At 53.7% G+C, this 15,066-nt stretch carries 14 protein-coding genes; 11 read left to right on the forward strand and 3 right to left on the reverse strand.

Translation table 11 applies throughout. The features are described from left to right. The first annotated feature begins 3 nt into the window (after window positions 1-3). A complete protein-coding gene (gene flgL, locus M987_RS14105; protein ID WP_014069778.1) occupies window positions 4-957 on the forward strand; it encodes a flagellar hook-associated protein FlgL in 954 nt (317 codons plus the stop codon). 77 nt (window positions 958-1,034) lie between these two features. Here the strand turns inward: flgL and M987_RS14110 are convergent, their stop codons facing one another. Then, window positions 1,035-2,249 (reverse strand): MFS transporter, encoded by a 1,215-nt coding sequence (locus M987_RS14110; protein ID WP_014069779.1) that lies wholly within the window; start codon window positions 2,247-2,249, stop codon window positions 1,035-1,037. A 109-nt stretch (window positions 2,250-2,358) separates the two neighbouring features. Here M987_RS14110 and M987_RS14115 point away from each other — a divergent pair, with 109 nt between their 5' ends. After that, window positions 2,359-3,291, forward strand: a complete 933-nt coding sequence (locus M987_RS14115; RefSeq protein WP_014069780.1) for a LysR family transcriptional regulator — start codon at window positions 2,359-2,361, stop codon at window positions 3,289-3,291. Between the two features lie 48 nt (window positions 3,292-3,339). Here M987_RS14115 and rne read toward each other — a convergent pair whose 3' ends face one another. Next, window positions 3,340-6,456 carry a ribonuclease E gene (gene rne, locus M987_RS14120; protein ID WP_014069781.1) on the reverse strand — a complete coding sequence of 1,039 codons (3,117 nt, stop codon included), beginning with the start codon at window positions 6,454-6,456 and terminating at the stop codon, window positions 3,340-3,342. A gap of 571 nt (window positions 6,457-7,027) precedes the next feature. On the opposite strand from rne, the gene rluC reads away from it, so the two are divergent. Then, window positions 7,028-7,975 (forward strand): 23S rRNA pseudouridine(955/2504/2580) synthase RluC, encoded by a 948-nt coding sequence (gene rluC, locus M987_RS14125; RefSeq protein WP_041162037.1) that lies wholly within the window; start codon window positions 7,028-7,030, stop codon window positions 7,973-7,975. A gap of 99 nt (window positions 7,976-8,074) precedes the next feature. Here the strand turns inward: rluC and M987_RS14130 are convergent, their stop codons facing one another. After that, window positions 8,075-8,659 carry a Maf family protein gene (locus M987_RS14130; RefSeq protein WP_014069782.1) on the reverse strand — a complete coding sequence of 195 codons (585 nt, stop codon included), beginning with the start codon at window positions 8,657-8,659 and terminating at the stop codon, window positions 8,075-8,077. Window positions 8,660-8,799: 140 nt separating this feature from the next. On the opposite strand from M987_RS14130, the gene yceD reads away from it, so the two are divergent. The 8 genes from yceD (at window position 8,800) to fabF (ending at window position 15,000) form a co-directional block, all read left to right on the forward strand. Next, complete coding sequence (gene yceD, locus M987_RS14135; protein WP_014069783.1) at window positions 8,800-9,321, forward strand: 23S rRNA accumulation protein YceD; 522 nt, start codon at window positions 8,800-8,802, stop codon at window positions 9,319-9,321. 16 nt (window positions 9,322-9,337) lie between these two features. Next, window positions 9,338-9,511: a 50S ribosomal protein L32 gene (gene rpmF / locus M987_RS14140; protein ID WP_003857964.1), complete on the forward strand. Its 174-nt coding sequence runs from the start codon at window positions 9,338-9,340 to the stop codon at window positions 9,509-9,511. 79 nt (window positions 9,512-9,590) lie between these two features. Beyond that, window positions 9,591-10,625 carry a phosphate acyltransferase PlsX gene (gene plsX / locus M987_RS14145; RefSeq protein ID WP_176408551.1) on the forward strand — a complete coding sequence of 345 codons (1,035 nt, stop codon included), beginning with the start codon at window positions 9,591-9,593 and terminating at the stop codon, window positions 10,623-10,625. 6 nt (window positions 10,626-10,631) lie between these two features. Then, window positions 10,632-11,585: a beta-ketoacyl-ACP synthase III gene (locus tag M987_RS14150; protein WP_014069785.1), complete on the forward strand. Its 954-nt coding sequence runs from the start codon at window positions 10,632-10,634 to the stop codon at window positions 11,583-11,585. 16 nt (window positions 11,586-11,601) lie between these two features. After that, the gene (gene fabD, locus M987_RS14155; protein ID WP_014069786.1) at window positions 11,602-12,531 is read left to right on the forward strand and encodes an ACP S-malonyltransferase; all 930 of its coding nucleotides are present in this window, start codon (window positions 11,602-11,604) and stop codon (window positions 12,529-12,531) included. A 12-nt stretch (window positions 12,532-12,543) separates the two neighbouring features. Next, the gene (gene fabG, locus M987_RS14160; RefSeq protein WP_014069787.1) at window positions 12,544-13,278 is read left to right on the forward strand and encodes a 3-oxoacyl-ACP reductase FabG; all 735 of its coding nucleotides are present in this window, start codon (window positions 12,544-12,546) and stop codon (window positions 13,276-13,278) included. 154 nt (window positions 13,279-13,432) lie between these two features. Beyond that, entirely contained in the window at window positions 13,433-13,669 is a 237-nt protein-coding gene (acpP, locus tag M987_RS14165; protein WP_003857954.1) for an acyl carrier protein, read from the forward strand. An 89-nt stretch (window positions 13,670-13,758) separates the two neighbouring features. After that, complete coding sequence (gene fabF / locus M987_RS14170; RefSeq protein WP_014069788.1) at window positions 13,759-15,000, forward strand: beta-ketoacyl-ACP synthase II; 1,242 nt, start codon at window positions 13,759-13,761, stop codon at window positions 14,998-15,000. The last annotated feature ends 66 nt before the right edge of the window (window positions 15,001-15,066 follow it).

Here is a 15,066-nt window from a genome sequence, read left to right on the forward strand (position 1 = left end):
AAAATGCGTATTAGCACTCAAATGATGTATGAGCAGAGTATGCGTGGAGTGACAAACTCCCAGAGTCTCTGGCTCGGGTATGGCGAACAGATGTCTACCGGTAAGCGTGTAAACCGCCCATCCGATGACCCGATTGCCGCGTCTCAGGCTGTTGTCCTGTCTCAGGCGCAAGCCCAGAACAGCCAGTTTACGCTGGCGCGTAGCTTTGCCACGACCAAAGTCTCTCTGGAAGAAAACGTGTTGTCGCAGGTGACATCGGCTATCCAGAGCGCGCAGGAAAAGGTCGTCTATGCGGGCAACGGCACGCTGAGTGATACCGACCGCGCTTCGCTGGCAACTGACCTGCAGGGTATACGCGATCAACTGATGAACCTGGCGAACAGCACCGAAGGTAATGGCCGTTATATCTTTGCCGGTTATAAAACCGAAGCGCCGGCCTTTGATTCGACGACCGGTGATTACCAGGGCGGCTCGACGCCAATCAGCCAGCAGGTTGATTCGGCGCGTACCATGCAAATCAGCCATACCGGCACTGAAGTTTTCGATACGTTCACCAGCAACGCAAAACCAGAGCCTGACGGCAGTACTCCGGAAACGAACCTGTTTAAGATCCTGGATTCGGCCATTGCCGCGCTGAATACCCCGGTTACCGACGACCAGACTGCCGCTGACGCCGTGACAGCTTCGATTGATAAAGCCAACCGTGGCCTGAGCAACTCGCTGGATAACGTTCTGATGGTGCGTGCTGATTTGGGTACGAAGCTGAATGAGCTGGATAAACTGGATACGCTGGGCGAGGATCGTGCGCTGGGACAAACTCAGCAGATGAGCGACCTGGTTGACGTTGACTGGAACTCGGTGATTTCGTCTTACACCATGCAGCAGGCGGCATTGCAGGCGTCTTATAAAGCGTTCAGCGATATGCAGGGTATGTCTCTGTTCCAGTTGAACAAGTAACATCTTGACCTCTTAGAACATGTCTCGAAACTGGACATGTTTTGACTGCCCAATCCGTATCTGGATTGGGCATTTTTTTATAACGCTTCAGCCTGAGCAGAGATCACACGGGCGCTTTCAATCAAGCGGATCACCAGTGCAATGGCGCCGCACAGAGTTGCCAGCGCGACCACGCCAGACCAGCCCGCCAGGGAATAGATATTCGTGCCCGCCACTGAACCCAGCGCCATTCCGATAAAGACTACCGTAAACAGCAGGGCGTTCAGACGACCACGTGCCTGCGGCTCAAGGCTGTAGACCAGGTTCTGGTGCGCCACCAGGCTCGATTGCAGGCCAAGGTCGAAACCGACGGCGGAAAGCGCAATCAGGAACAATTGTCCGTGTGTGCCAAGGGCAGGCATCAGGAACATCAGAGCAAAAGAGACGGTCACCAGTACTGCGCCAAGCTGGGTGACTTTACCTGCGCCCAGTTTATCTGCCAGGCCACCCGCCAGCGGTGCAGCAAGTGCACCCGCCGCACCGGCAATACCAAACCCACCGGCAACCGCGCTGCCCAGGTGATAGCGCTCAAACAGCATCACGGCAAGCGTTGACCAGAACGCACTGAACGCCACTGAAAGGAAACCCTGAGCCAGCGCCGCACGGCGCAGAGCCGGATAACGACGCCACAGGTGCTCCATTGAGCGCATCAGTGCCGGATAGCTGAGTGTGGAGTGGGTCGCAAAACGCGGCAGTACCGCCCACATCGCCGCGCCGATAATGGCAATACTGACGGCGGCCAGTTGATACATAACGCGCCAGCCAAAGGCTTCACCCACCACGCCGCTGACGGTACGCGACAGTAAAATACCCAGTAACAAGCCGGTCATGACTGTGCCCACGGTTTTCCCCTGTTTGCCTTCCGGCGCAAGAATGGCTGCCGCAGGGACGATATCCTGCGCCATGGTTGCGGCCATCCCGATTAACAGGCTTGCCAGCAGCAGGGAATGCAACTGCCCGGTCAGGCTACAGCCCAGTAAGAAGAGGGCCAGGGCGGCGCTTTTGATCAGGATTAACGTTCTGCGGTCATGGCGATCGCCAAGCGGCAACAGGAAGAGAATACCCAGCGCATAGCCTGCCTGGGTCAGCGTCGGTACCAGACCCATGCCTTCGATACTCAGATGCAGGTCTGAACCCATCAGGGGTAGCAGAGGCTGGGCATAGTAAATGGATGCCACGCTGAATCCGGCACCCATCGCCAGCATAAAAATAACCCAGCGGCTTACGGCATGGGTGGCAGTTGTTGTGTTCATAAGACGTTCCTCAGTCATAGTGTGAGGACATTTTTTCGCAGTCAGCCTTGTGGTGGTAGACGGCCTGGTGGTAAAACGCTTATACGTTAAACGTATTACCAGAAAAATAATGAAGCGAACTGAGCGTATAGACAGGGTTGAGCTGATGCGGACGTTTGTGCGCATCGTGGAGTCGGGTTCGTTGTCGGCGGCAGCAAGGCTGCTTGGCACAACGCAGGCGACAGTCAGCCGACGTTTGCAATCTCTGGAAACCGTGCTGGGTGTCCGGTTGTTGCTACGTACCACCCATGCAACCAAATTAACGGATGATGGCGAACGATGTTATCAACATGCCCGGCGGGTGATTGATAGCTGGCTGGCGCTGGAAGATGAAGTCGGGCAGACCGAAGATGAACCGGTTGGCGTGCTGCGGGTTCGTGCGCCCCATGCCTTCGGGCAGGATCAGCTTCTGAAACCGCTCACGCAATTTTTGCAGCGCTATCCACAGTTGTCCGTGGAGTGGATGCTGAATGATAAATCGGTCGACTTTCTGAGCGATAATCTTGACTGCGCCATCCGCGTGGGTGCTGAAATCGATCCGGCGACCGTTTCTGTGCTGCTGGCGGAAGTCCCGCGCTGTGTGGTGGCATCGCCGGAGCTGCTGGCTCAGTTTGCACCCGTGAAAACCCCGGAAGATCTCTCTGCGCTGCCGTGGATTGCGATCAACACTTTTTATCAGCGCCATGTCGAGTTATTTGATGGCGTTTCTGAGTTGCCCGCACGAGTTGTCATCACCCCAAGACTGAGTACCGACAGCCTGCATGTGGCGCGCAATACCGTGCTGAGCGGGCTGGGCGTGGCGGTTGTTTCAAGCTGGACGGTCAAAGAGGATATTCAGGAAGGGCGGTTAGTGCATTTGCTTCCTGGCTGGCAACCTGCGGCGTTACCTGTGCATCTGGTGTATCCATGGTCACGCTATTATCCGGCGCGTCTGCGGCGTTTTCTGGAGATGATGCGCCAGGTGATGCCGGACATCGCCGGCATGAGAAAACCCGAGCAGTAGCCATAAAAAAGCCGACCCGAAGGTCGGCTTTTATTATGTTACGCAGACTTACTCGACAGACTGTGGGCGGGTAGCCGGTGCAGTCGCCTGGTGCGTTGCACTGTGACCACCGGCAGAGCCTTTGCCGTCGAAGTTAAAGTTCGGACGAACCCAGTCGCTCTGGCGAGGTGCTTCTGGCACGTACTCTGGCGCTGGCGCACGCGTCATTGGCGCAGTGGCAACGTGAGCACGGGCAGCCGCTTCGACAACCGGTTCAGGCTTCACTTCTGGCGCGATGGCTTCGGCAACAACAGGTGCCGGTTCAGCGTTAACCTCTACGGCAACGGGGGCTTCGGTCACCACGTCTTCAGCGACCGCTTCAACGATCTCTTCAACCGGTGCGGCAGGTTCAACTTCTTCTGCTACCTGCTCAGCAACCACAGTGTCTTCTTCCGCGATGATGTGTACAGCGTCAGCAACTGGCGCAGCAATCACTTCTGGATGGGTTGTTTCCACGGCAACGGCATGAGGAGCACTCTCAACAGCCTGAGGCTCAACAATGGTCGCGGCTTCTGTTACCACTTCCTTTACGGCTTCAACTGGAGCAACGATCTCTTCAGCCACAACCGCTTCTTCAACCAGTTGCTCTGGACGTGCAACCGGATAGCGGATCCAGACTTTACCAGAGGCCATTTCCGGGGAAGCACAGGCTACGGCTAACGGCATTGGCGACTGGCCTGGGTAACGTTCATCACGGTAACGACGACGACGCTGGCCGCTTACGCGCAGGTGACGCGGAGAACGACGGGAGCGACGTGGCATCCCTGCGTTATCACGGCCTTCACTGTTTTCATCCTGCTCTGCGCTGTTGTCGACCACGGCTGGCAGGTCTACTTTAGCCAGTTGGGTGTTCGGCGCGATTTCAGCAACGGTTTCAGTCGCGACAATTGCGGTCTCTTCCGTTTGCTCTGACGCGAAACGAACTTTCTGAGCCAGCTGACGCTGTTTACGGCGCGGCATAACCTGAGTACGTTCTTCCTGCTCGGTCTCCTGCTGTTCAACAGGGGCTTCGCGGTTCAGGTTTTTAACTTCCTGCTGAGCCTGGCGCTTGTCGTCGTTACGGCGACGATTACGCTCACGGCGAGGCTGTTGCTCGTCGCGTTGTTTGCTCTTCTCAGACTCATCGCCCGCCTGCTGGCGAATTTCGCGATCTTCAACGTTTTGCTGTTGTTTCTCACGACGGTTGCGGCGGTTGTCTTCGCGTTGCTCACGACCTTCGTTGTTGTCGGAACGGTTATCACGGCGCTCGTTACGATCGCTACGATCGTTACGGTCATTGCGATCGCGACGGTTGTTCTGACGCTTACGACGATCCTGCTGACGCTCTGGCTTCGCTTCTTTCGGTGCTTCCTGCGGCTGTTCTGGCTGTGCTTCTTCGCCTGCGAACATCTTTTTCAGTGCGCCGAAGAAACGACCCAGAAGACCTGGCTGAGCAGGCTGTGCTTTCGCCGCTTCAGGTGCAGGTTTCTGAACCGCAGGTTTCGCAGCTGGTTTTTCCAGTGCGGCTTCCGGTGGTGCTTCCGGCATGATGAAGGTCGCTAATGCAGGCTGCTCAGGCAGTTTACGCTCGGCAGGCTCTTCATCAGATGGCAGGGCCATCTCTTCTTCATGCAGCTTAGGCAGCAGGTAGCTCAGGGTCGAGGTTTCTTCGCCTTTGCGGACGCGCAGCACGTGGTAGTGCGGGGTCTGCATCTGGTCGTTTGGCACGATGATGCAGCGTACGCCGCCCTGACGCGCCTCAATTGCACTGACTGCGGCACGTTTTTCGTTCAGCAGGTAAGAGGCAATCGGCACCGGAACAATGGCGTGGACTTCTTTGGTGTTCTCTTTCAGCGCTTCTTCTTCAATCAGGCGCAGAATCGACAGGGACAGTGATTCGTTGTCACGAACGGTACCTGTACCAGAACAGCGTGGGCAGACGTGATGGCTGGACTCACCCAGTGATGGGCTCAGACGCTGACGTGACATCTCCAGCAGGCCAAAACGAGAGATATGGCTAATCTGGATACGCGCACGGTCCTGACGTACCGCTTCACGCAGACGGTTTTCAACCGCGCGCTGGTGGCGTACAGGGGTCATGTCGATGAAGTCGATAACAATCAGGCCACCCAGGTCGCGCAGGCGCAACTGGCGGGCGATTTCATCGGCTGCTTCAAGGTTGGTGTTGAAGGCCGTTTCTTCGATATCGCCACCGCGCGTTGCACGTGCGGAGTTGATGTCGATTGCGGTCAGCGCTTCAGTGGTATCGATAACGATAGAACCACCGGATGGCAGGCGCACTTCACGCTGGAAGGCGGACTCGATCTGGGATTCAATCTGATAATGGCTGAACAGCGGGATTTCACCGGTGTACAGTTTGATTTTGCTGGTGAAATCCGGACGACCCAGTGCAGCGATGTGCTGGCGAGCCAGCTCAAGCACTTTCGGGTTATCAATCAGAATTTCGCCAATGTCCTGACGCAGATAGTCACGGAAAGCACGCACGATAACGTTACTTTCCTGGTGGATCAGGAATGGAGCAGGGCGGCTTTCAGCTGCTTTCTGGATAGCTTCCCAGTGCTTCAGGCGGAAGCTTAAGTCCCACTGCAAGGCCTCGGCAGATTTGCCTACGCCTGCGGTACGAACGATAAGTCCCATGCCATCCGGCAGCTCAAGGCTTGCCAGCGCTTCTTTCAGCTCGGTACGGTCGTCACCTTCGATACGGCGAGAGATACCACCCGCACGCGGGTTGTTTGGCATCAGTACCAGATAGCTTCCTGCCAGGCTGATAAAGGTGGTCAGCGCAGCGCCTTTATTGCCGCGTTCTTCTTTATCAATCTGAACAATAACTTCCTGTCCTTCGCGCAGCACATCTTTGATGTTCGGGCGACCGTGGGAGTTATAGTTGGCAGGGAAGTATTCGCGAGCAATTTCTTTAAGAGGAAGGAAACCGTGACGCTCAGCGCCGTAATCGACGAATGCAGCTTCAAGGCTTGGTTCAATGCGGGTGATTTTGCCTTTGTAAATGTTCGCTTTTTTCTGTTCGTGTCCAGGACTTTCGATATCCAGATCGTACAGGCGCTGCCCATCCACAAGGGCGACACGCAACTCTTCTTGCTGAGTTGCGTTGATTAACATTCTTTTCATCGTAACTTACTCATTATTCTTACATTGACGACAAAGCTGCGGGCAAGGTGACGCTTTCCGGGGTATGAACCGATGGCCTCGTGTCTATTCACGTCGCCAACCTCACGGTTGTCGCTCGCTTAAGAGGCGCAGAGTGTCGGTTGCCTGTGTTTCATACGGAAACACAGCGCAATTATCAGGGGAATTGCCTGGGTAAAACTCTCCAGAGAACAATCCTTATACCGGGAAGTACTGCAACCCGCAGCCCGCTAACTGCCTGAAAGATCAATACGTCTTACGCCATTGCTGCGTGGATGATCGGTCAGACAAAATTGGTCATTCCGTCAGTATCCTTACTTAACCAGGATTTAACACGGAAAACGGCTTCATTATTCCACTGCTCGCCGGGTTATAGCAAGATGACTTTTACCAATTATCACCCGGTTACTCACAGTTTCTCCACTTCAGCGAAGCGATTGGTCTAATATCCACCAAAACGATTGCGCACGAAGAAAGCGTGCCGGATAAAAGTAAATATAAGCATAGAAAAATGAGTGGCGCTAATGCGTGACGATATTTAGAATCGCCAACCATGAAAACAGAGACTCCAGCCGTAAAAATGGTTGCCATCACCGATGATGAAGCGGGGCAACGTATCGATAACTTTTTGCGTACCCAACTGAAAGGCGTACCAAAGAGTATGATTTATCGCATCTTGCGTAAGGGCGAGGTGCGGGTGAACAAAAAACGCGTGAAACCTGAATATAAACTCGAAGCGGGCGATGAAGTCCGTATTCCACCGGTACGTGTAGCCGAGCGTGAAGAAGAGGCGGTTTCACCAAAATTGCAGAAAGTCGCGGCCCTTAGCGATGTGATTTTATATGAAGACGATCACATCCTGGTGCTGAACAAGCCATCGGGTACGGCGGTACACGGCGGCAGTGGTCTGAGTTTTGGCGTAATTGAAGGCCTACGCGCCCTGCGACCGGAAGCGCGTTTCCTTGAGCTGGTGCATCGCCTCGACCGTGATACCTCTGGCGTGTTGCTGGTAGCGAAAAAGCGCTCTGCGTTACGTTCCCTGCACGAGCAGTTGCGTGATAAAGGAATGCAGAAGGATTACCTGGCGCTGGTGCGTGGTCAGTGGCAGTCCCATATGAAAGTGGTTCAGGCACCGTTGCTGAAAAATATCCTGCAAAGCGGCGAACGCATTGTTCGCGTTAACCAGGAGGGCAAACCGTCTGAGACGCGTTTTAAAGTCGAAGAGCGTTTTGAGTTTGCCACGCTGGTGCGCTGTAGCCCGGTGACGGGCCGTACGCACCAGATCCGCGTGCATACGCAATATGCCGGGCATCCTATCGCGTTTGACGACCGTTACGGCGACAGGGAGTTCGACAAACAGCTGGCAGGCACCGGGTTATCGCGCCTGTTCCTTCATGCCGCTGCGCTGAAATTTACCCATCCGGGGACGGGTGAGGTGATGCGTGTTGAAGCGCCGCTGGACGAACAGCTGAAACGCTGCCTGAAAGTTTTGCGCGGCTAAGGTAAAAGTAAAACGGCAACGAAGTTGTCGTTTTTAATGTTTGCACCCTCTCCCTGTGGGAGAGGGCCGGGGTGAGGGCATCAGGCAGCGAAGGTTAAATCACGCACTCAGCGGATTTAACGCCTCACGCCGCAACATCTGGCAAAGCGCAATCAACGGCAAACCGACCAGCGTGTTAGGGTCGCGGCCTTCCAGTCTTTCGAACAACGCAATTCCCAACCCTTCACTTTTAAAACTGCCTGCACAGTTCAGCGGCCGTTCTTTACGTACGTAATCCACAATCTCTTGCTCGCTGAGATGGCGGAAGTGCACATCGAAAGGCTCGCATTCGGTTTGCAGATGGCCAGAGGCCGAGTTATACAGCGCCAGGCCCGTATAAAAGGTAACGATATTGCCGCGTGCGCTCATCAACTGCTGGATGGCATTCTCTTCGGTATGCGGTTTTCCGGTGATGACACCATCAAGTACGCAAACCTGATCGGAGCCTATAATCAAATGGGCAGGGTAACGAGCAGCCAGAGACTGGGCTTTCTCCTGCGCCAGACGTGTGACCAGATGCCGTGGTGACTCACCTGATTGTGGGGTTTCGTCAACGGCCGGTGCGGCACATTCGAACGGGATACCGAGTTTTTCCAGCAACATTCGACGGTAGGGTGAAGTGGACGCGAGAACGAGATTTGGCATATTTTTATCACCAGATATAGCGTATCGATGCCAGCCATTTTAAACTACAGGCCGCAATGTGTGCGAATAATTGGCAAAAGGCAGCCCTGGTTGCCTTTTTCTTTGACTATATGACGTTACAAAGTTAATATGCGCGCCCTATGCAAAAGGTAAAATTACCCCTGACTCTTGATCCGGTTCGTACGGCTCAGAAACGCCTCGATTACGAAGGAATCTATTCTTCCGATCAGGCAGAGCGTATTGCCGAATCCGTAGTCAGTGTGGACAGTGATGTAGAATGCTCCATGTCGTTCGCTATCGATAACCAGCGCCTTGCCGTTTTAACCGGTGATGCAAAGGTGACGGTAACGCTCGCGTGTCAGCGTTGCGGGAAACCGTTTGTACAGCATGTTCACACAACGTATTGTTTTAGTCCGGTTCGTTCTGACGAACAGGCTGAAGCACTCCCGGAAGCGTATGAGCCGATTGAGGTTAACGAATTCGGTGAAATCGATCTTCTGGCTCTGGTTGAAGATGAAATCATCCTCTCCTTGCCAGTTGTTCCGGTGCATGATTCTGAACACTGTGAAGTGTCCGAGGCGGACATGGTCTTTGGGGAACTGCCTGATGAAGCGCAAAAACCAAACCCATTTGCCGTATTAGCCAGCTTAAAGCGTAAGTAATTGAGGAGTAAGGTCCATGGCCGTACAACAGAATAAACCAACCCGTTCCAAACGTGGCATGCGTCGTTCCCATGACGCGCTGACCGCAGTTACCAGCCTGTCTGTAGACAAGACTTCTGGTGAGAAACACCTGCGTCACCACATCACTGCTGACGGTTTCTACCGTGGCCGCAAGGTAATCACTAAGTAATTACGCGCAAGCGTGATGAAGCTTAGTGAGGATTTCCCCAGGCAACTGGGGAAACACCAAACCAGGCAGTGACGACACCTTGACACGTCTAACCCTGGCGTTAGATGTCATGGGGGGCGATTTTGGCCCTTCTGTGACAGTGCCTGCAGCATTGCAGGCACTGAATTCTAATTCGCAACTCACACTTCTTTTAGTCGGTAATCCCGACACAATCACGCCATTACTTGCAAAAGCTGACTTCGAACAACGTTCGCGTCTGCAGATTATTCCTGCGCAGTCAGTTATTGCCAGTGATGCCCGGCCATCGCAGGCTATTCGCAATAGCCGTGGCAGCTCTATGCGAATGGCGCTGGAGCTGGTAAAAGAAGGGCGAGCTCAGGCTTGCGTCAGTGCCGGGAATACCGGTGCGCTGATGGGGCTGTCGAAATTATTGCTCAAGCCGATAGAGGGCATTGAGCGTCCGGCGCTGGTGACGGTGTTACCGCATCAGCAAAAGGGCAAAACGGTGGTGCTGGATCTGGGCGCTAACGTTGATTGTGATAGTACAATGCTGGCTCAGTTTGCCGTCATGGGATCGGTGCTGGCAGAAGAAGTTGTCGGGATCAACAATCCCCGTGTTGCGTTACTGAATATTGGTGAAGAAGAGACAAAAGGTCTGGATAACATTCGCGAAGCCGCGGAATTGTTAAAACAGGTGCCTTCTATCAACTATATTGGTTATCTCGAAGCCAATGAGTTGCTCACCGGCAAAACCGATGTGCTGGTGTGCGATGGGTTCACCGGTAACGTAACGTTAAAAACCATGGAAGGGGTCGTTCGAATGTTCCTTTCGCTGCTCAAATCGCAGGGCGAAGGAAAAAAAAGGTCCTGGTGGCTGATTTTATTGAAGCGTTGGTTACAAAAAAGCCTGACGCGGCGATTCAGTCACCTCAACCCCGACCAGTATAATGGCGCCTGTCTGTTAGGATTGCGCGGTATTGTGATTAAGAGTCACGGTGCGGCCAATCAGCGAGCTTTTTCCGTCGCGATTGAACAGGCAGTGCAGGCGGTGCAGCGACAAGTCCCACAGCGGATTGCCGCTCGCCTGGAATCTGTATTAGCTAAAAGTGACTGAGCGTACATGTATACGAAGATTATAGGTACCGGCAGCTACCTGCCAAAACAAGTGCGAACCAACGCCGATCTGGAAAAAATGGTAGATACGTCTGACGAGTGGATTGTCACGCGCACAGGTATCCGTGAACGTCGTATTGCCGCGCCAGACGAAACCGTTGCCACTATGGGCTATGAAGCTGCACAACGTGCGCTTGAAATGGCTGGCATTGATAAAGAACAGATTGGTTTGATCGTGGTAGCAACGACGTCCGCGACGCACGCCTTCCCAAGTGCCGCATGTCAGATTCAAAACATGCTGGGCATTAAAGGTTGCCCGGCGTTTGATGTTGCCGCAGCCTGTGCAGGTTTTACCTATGCACTGAGCATAGCCGATCAATATGTTAAATCCGGTGCTGTGAAGCACGCGCTGGTTATCGGTGCTGACGTGCTGGCACGTACCTGCAACCCGGAAGATCGCGGGACCATTATTATTTTTGGCGATGGTGCGGGCGCAGTACTGCTTGGGCAGTCCGAAGAACCGGGTATCATCTCCACACATTTACATGCTGACGGTAGCTACGGCGAGCTGTTAACCCTGCCTAACGCGGATCGCGTTAACCCGGACAACTCCATCTACCTGACCATGGCGGGTAATGAAGTGTTCAAAGTGGCAGTGACTGAACTGGCTCACATTGTCGATGAAACGCTGGAAGCGAACAATCTTGAACGCTCCGCGCTCGACTGGCTGGTTCCGCATCAGGCGAACCTGCGCATTATCAGTGCAACAGCGAAAAAGCTGGGCATGTCGATGGATAACGTTGTCGTGACCCTGGATCGTCACGGCAACACCTCTGCGGCGTCGGTACCTTGCGCATTTGATGAAGCGGTACGCGATGGACGAATCAAACGGGGCCAGCTGGTCTTGCTTGAAGCCTTTGGTGGCGGGTTCACCTGGGGTTCCGCGCTGGTTCGTTTCTAGTATAAGGATTAAAAAGATGACGCAATTTGCTTTTGTGTTCCCGGGACAGGGTTCTCAAACCGTTGGGATGTTGTCTGAAATGGCAGCAAACTATCCGGTAATCGAAGAGACTTTCCGTGAAGCTTCTGATGCACTGGGTTATGATCTGTGGGCGTTGACTCAGCAGGGGCCTGCTGAAGAGCTGAACAAAACCTGGCAGACGCAGCCAGCACTGCTGACCGCGTCTGTCGCGCTGTGGCGTGTCTGGCAGCAGCAGGGCGGTAAAGCGCCAGCGCTGCTCGCAGGTCACAGCCTGGGTGAATACTCTGCGCTGGTCTGTGCAGGCGTGATCGCATTTGCTGATGCTGTACGTCTGGTTGAACTGCGCGGTAAGTTCATGCAGGAAGCTGTACCGGAAGGCACAGGCGGTATGTCTGCGATTATCGGTCTTGATGATGCGTCTATCGCTAAAGCATGTGAAGAGTCAGCTGATGGCCAGGTTGTTTCTCCGGTCAACTTCAACTCGCCAGGCCAGGTGGTTATCGCCGGTCATAAAGAAGCGGTTGAACGTGCGGGCGCTGCCTGTAAAGCTGCGGGCGCGAAACGTGCTCTGCCACTGCCAGTTAGCGTGCCGTCTCACTGTGCGCTGATGAAGCCAGCTGCCGACAAACTGGCGGTTGAGCTGGAAAAAATTACCTTTAACGCACCGACGATTTCCGTTGTGAACAACGTCGATGTGAAATGCGAAACGGCACCGGACGCTATCCGTAATGCGCTGGTTCGTCAGCTCTATAGCCCAGTACAGTGGACCAAAACCGTTGAGTTTATGGCGTCACAGGGCGTTGAGCATCTGTATGAAGTCGGTCCTGGTAAGGTCCTCACCGGTCTGACAAAACGTATTGTTGACACCCTGACTGCCTCGGCGATTAACGAGCCGGAAGCGATGTCAGCGGCACTCTCGCAATAAAAGAGGAATACCATGAGTTTTGAAGGAAAAATCGCACTGGTCACCGGCGCAAGCCGCGGTATCGGGCGCGCAATTGCTGAAACACTGGTTGCGCGTGGCGCGAAAGTGATTGGTACAGCAACCAGCGAGAATGGCGCTAAAGCCATCAGCGAATATCTGGGTGAAAATGGTAAAGGTCTGGTACTGAATGTGACCGAACCGGCATCTATCGAATCTGTTCTGGAAAATATTCGCGCAGAGTTTGGCGAAGTGGATATTCTGGTAAATAATGCCGGGATCACTCGCGACAACCTGCTGATGCGAATGAAAGATGATGAGTGGAACGATATTATCGAAACCAACCTGTCATCTGTATTCCGTCTGTCAAAAGCGGTAATGCGCGCTATGATGAAAAAGCGTCATGGTCGTATTATCACTGTTGGTTCTGTGGTTGGTACCATGGGAAATGCTGGTCAGGCTAACTACGCTGCGGCGAAAGCAGGCCTGATCGGTTTCAGTAAGTCGCTGGCACGTGAAGTTGCGTCCCGCGGTATTACTGTAAACGTTGTTGCTCCGGGCTTTATTGAAACGGACATGACGCGTGCGCTGACCGATGATCAGCGTGCGGGTACACTGGCAGCAGTTCCTGCGGGCCGTCTTGGCGACCCTAAAGAAATTGCCAGTGCGGTTGCATTTTTAGCCTCTGACGAAGCGGGTTACATCACTGGTGAGACCCTCCACGTCAACGGCGGGATGTACATGGTTTAATCACGATCGAAAATATTTGCGTTATTAGGGCAAATGGCCTCAAAATAACGTAAAATCGTGGTAAGACCTGCCGGGATTTAGTTGCAAATTTTTCAACATTTTATACACTACGAAAACCATCGCGAAAGCGAGTTTTGATAGGAAATTTAAGAGTATGAGCACTATCGAAGAACGCGTTAAGAAAATTATCGGCGAACAGCTGGGCGTTAAGCAGGAAGAAGTTGTGAACTCCGCTTCCTTCGTTGAAGACCTGGGCGCAGATTCTCTTGACACCGTTGAGCTGGTAATGGCTCTGGAAGAAGAGTTTGATACTGAGATTCCGGACGAAGAAGCTGAGAAAATCACCACCGTTCAGGCTGCCATTGATTACATCAACGGTCACCAGGCGTAAGTGAACATCTCCAGGCGGTCATTCGACCGCCTGAGTTTTATCTTTTTTAGTCCCACGAATCCCTTTTTATCCCTCCCTGGAGGACAAACGTGTCTAAGCGTCGTGTAGTTGTGACCGGACTTGGCATGTTGTCTCCTGTCGGCAATACCGTAGAGTCCACCTGGAAAGCTCTCCTTGCCGGTCAGAGCGGCATCAGCCTAATCGACCATTTCGATACTAGCGCCTATGCAACGAAATTTGCTGGCTTAGTAAAGGATTTTAACTGTGAAGAGATCATCTCGCGCAAAGAACAGCGCAAGATGGATGCCTTCATTCAATATGGAATTGTCGCTGGCGTTCAGGCCATGCAGGATTCTGGCCTTGTCATTACGGAAGAGAACGCAACCCGCATTGGTGCCGCTATTGGCTCCGGGATTGGCGGTCTTGGCCTAATCGAGGAAAACCATACATCTCTGATGAACGGTGGCCCGCGTAAGATTAGCCCATTCTTCGTTCCGTCAACGATTGTTAACATGGTGGCAGGTCACCTGACCATTATGTTCGGGCTCCGTGGCCCAAGCATTTCCATTGCTACCGCCTGTACCTCTGGTGTGCATAACATCGGTCAGGCTGCGCGCATTATCGCCTATGGTGATGCCGATGCGATGGTAGCGGGCGGTGCTGAAAAAGCCAGTACCCCACTGGGTGTTGGTGGTTTTGGTGCAGCGCGTGCGCTGTCTACCCGTAACGAAAATCCTCAGGCGGCGAGCCGTCCGTGGGATAAAGACCGTGATGGTTTTGTGCTGGGTGACGGTGCCGGGATGATCGTGCTGGAAGAGTACGAACACGCGAAAAAACGTGGCGCCAAAATCTATGCTGAAATCGTTGGCTTTGGTATGAGCAGCGATGCTTATCACATGACGTCACCACCGGAAGATGGTGCTGGTGCCGCGCTGGCGATGGCTAACGCCATCCGCGATGCGGGTATCACTCCAGCTCAGATTGGCTACGTCAATGCCCACGGTACCTCTACACCTGCTGGCGATAAAGCAGAAGCACAGGCTGTTAAGTCTATCTTCGGTGAATCCGCCAGCCGCGTAATGGTGAGCTCGACGAAATCCATGACCGGTCACCTGTTGGGTGCAGCGGGTGCAGTAGAATCTATCTACTCTATCCTTGCGCTGCGCGATCAGGCTGTTCCGCCAACCATCAACCTGGATAACCCGGATGAAGGTTGCGATCTGGACTTCGTGCCGCACGAAGCGCGTCAGGTTAGTGGCATGGAGTATACGCTGTGTAACTCCTTCGGCTTTGGTGGTACTAACGGTTCCCTGATCTTTAAAAAGGTCTGAGCCTGACTGCCAGATGGCGATAAAAAAGGTCCGCTTGTCGGACCTTTTTTATTCGGTTTTATCCCC

This window comes from Enterobacter soli ATCC BAA-2102 (assembly GCF_001654845.1).
GTDB classification, from domain to species: Bacteria; Pseudomonadota; Gammaproteobacteria; order Enterobacterales; family Enterobacteriaceae; genus Enterobacter; species Enterobacter soli.

Bases quoted from the DNA above. Each gene is read 5' to 3' on its own strand.
- flgL (WP_014069778.1), top strand. From the start codon at position 4: ATGCGTATTAGCACTCAAATGATGTATGAGCAGAGTATGCGTGGAGTG.
- M987_RS14110 (WP_014069779.1), bottom strand. From the start codon at position 2,249: ATGAACACAACAACTGCCACCCATGCCGTAAGCCGCTGGGTTATTTTT.
- M987_RS14115 (WP_014069780.1), top strand. From the start codon at position 2,359: ATGAAGCGAACTGAGCGTATAGACAGGGTTGAGCTGATGCGGACGTTT.
- rne (WP_014069781.1), bottom strand. From the start codon at position 6,456: ATGAAAAGAATGTTAATCAACGCAACTCAGCAAGAAGAGTTGCGTGTC.
- rluC (WP_041162037.1), top strand. From the start codon at position 7,028: ATGAAAACAGAGACTCCAGCCGTAAAAATGGTTGCCATCACCGATGAT.
- M987_RS14130 (WP_014069782.1), bottom strand. From the start codon at position 8,659: ATGCCAAATCTCGTTCTCGCGTCCACTTCACCCTACCGTCGAATGTTG.
- yceD (WP_014069783.1), top strand. From the start codon at position 8,800: ATGCAAAAGGTAAAATTACCCCTGACTCTTGATCCGGTTCGTACGGCT.
- rpmF (WP_003857964.1), top strand. From the start codon at position 9,338: ATGGCCGTACAACAGAATAAACCAACCCGTTCCAAACGTGGCATGCGT.
- M987_RS14150 (WP_014069785.1), top strand. From the start codon at position 10,632: ATGTATACGAAGATTATAGGTACCGGCAGCTACCTGCCAAAACAAGTG.
- fabD (WP_014069786.1), top strand. From the start codon at position 11,602: ATGACGCAATTTGCTTTTGTGTTCCCGGGACAGGGTTCTCAAACCGTT.
- fabG (WP_014069787.1), top strand. From the start codon at position 12,544: ATGAGTTTTGAAGGAAAAATCGCACTGGTCACCGGCGCAAGCCGCGGT.
- acpP (WP_003857954.1), top strand. From the start codon at position 13,433: ATGAGCACTATCGAAGAACGCGTTAAGAAAATTATCGGCGAACAGCTG.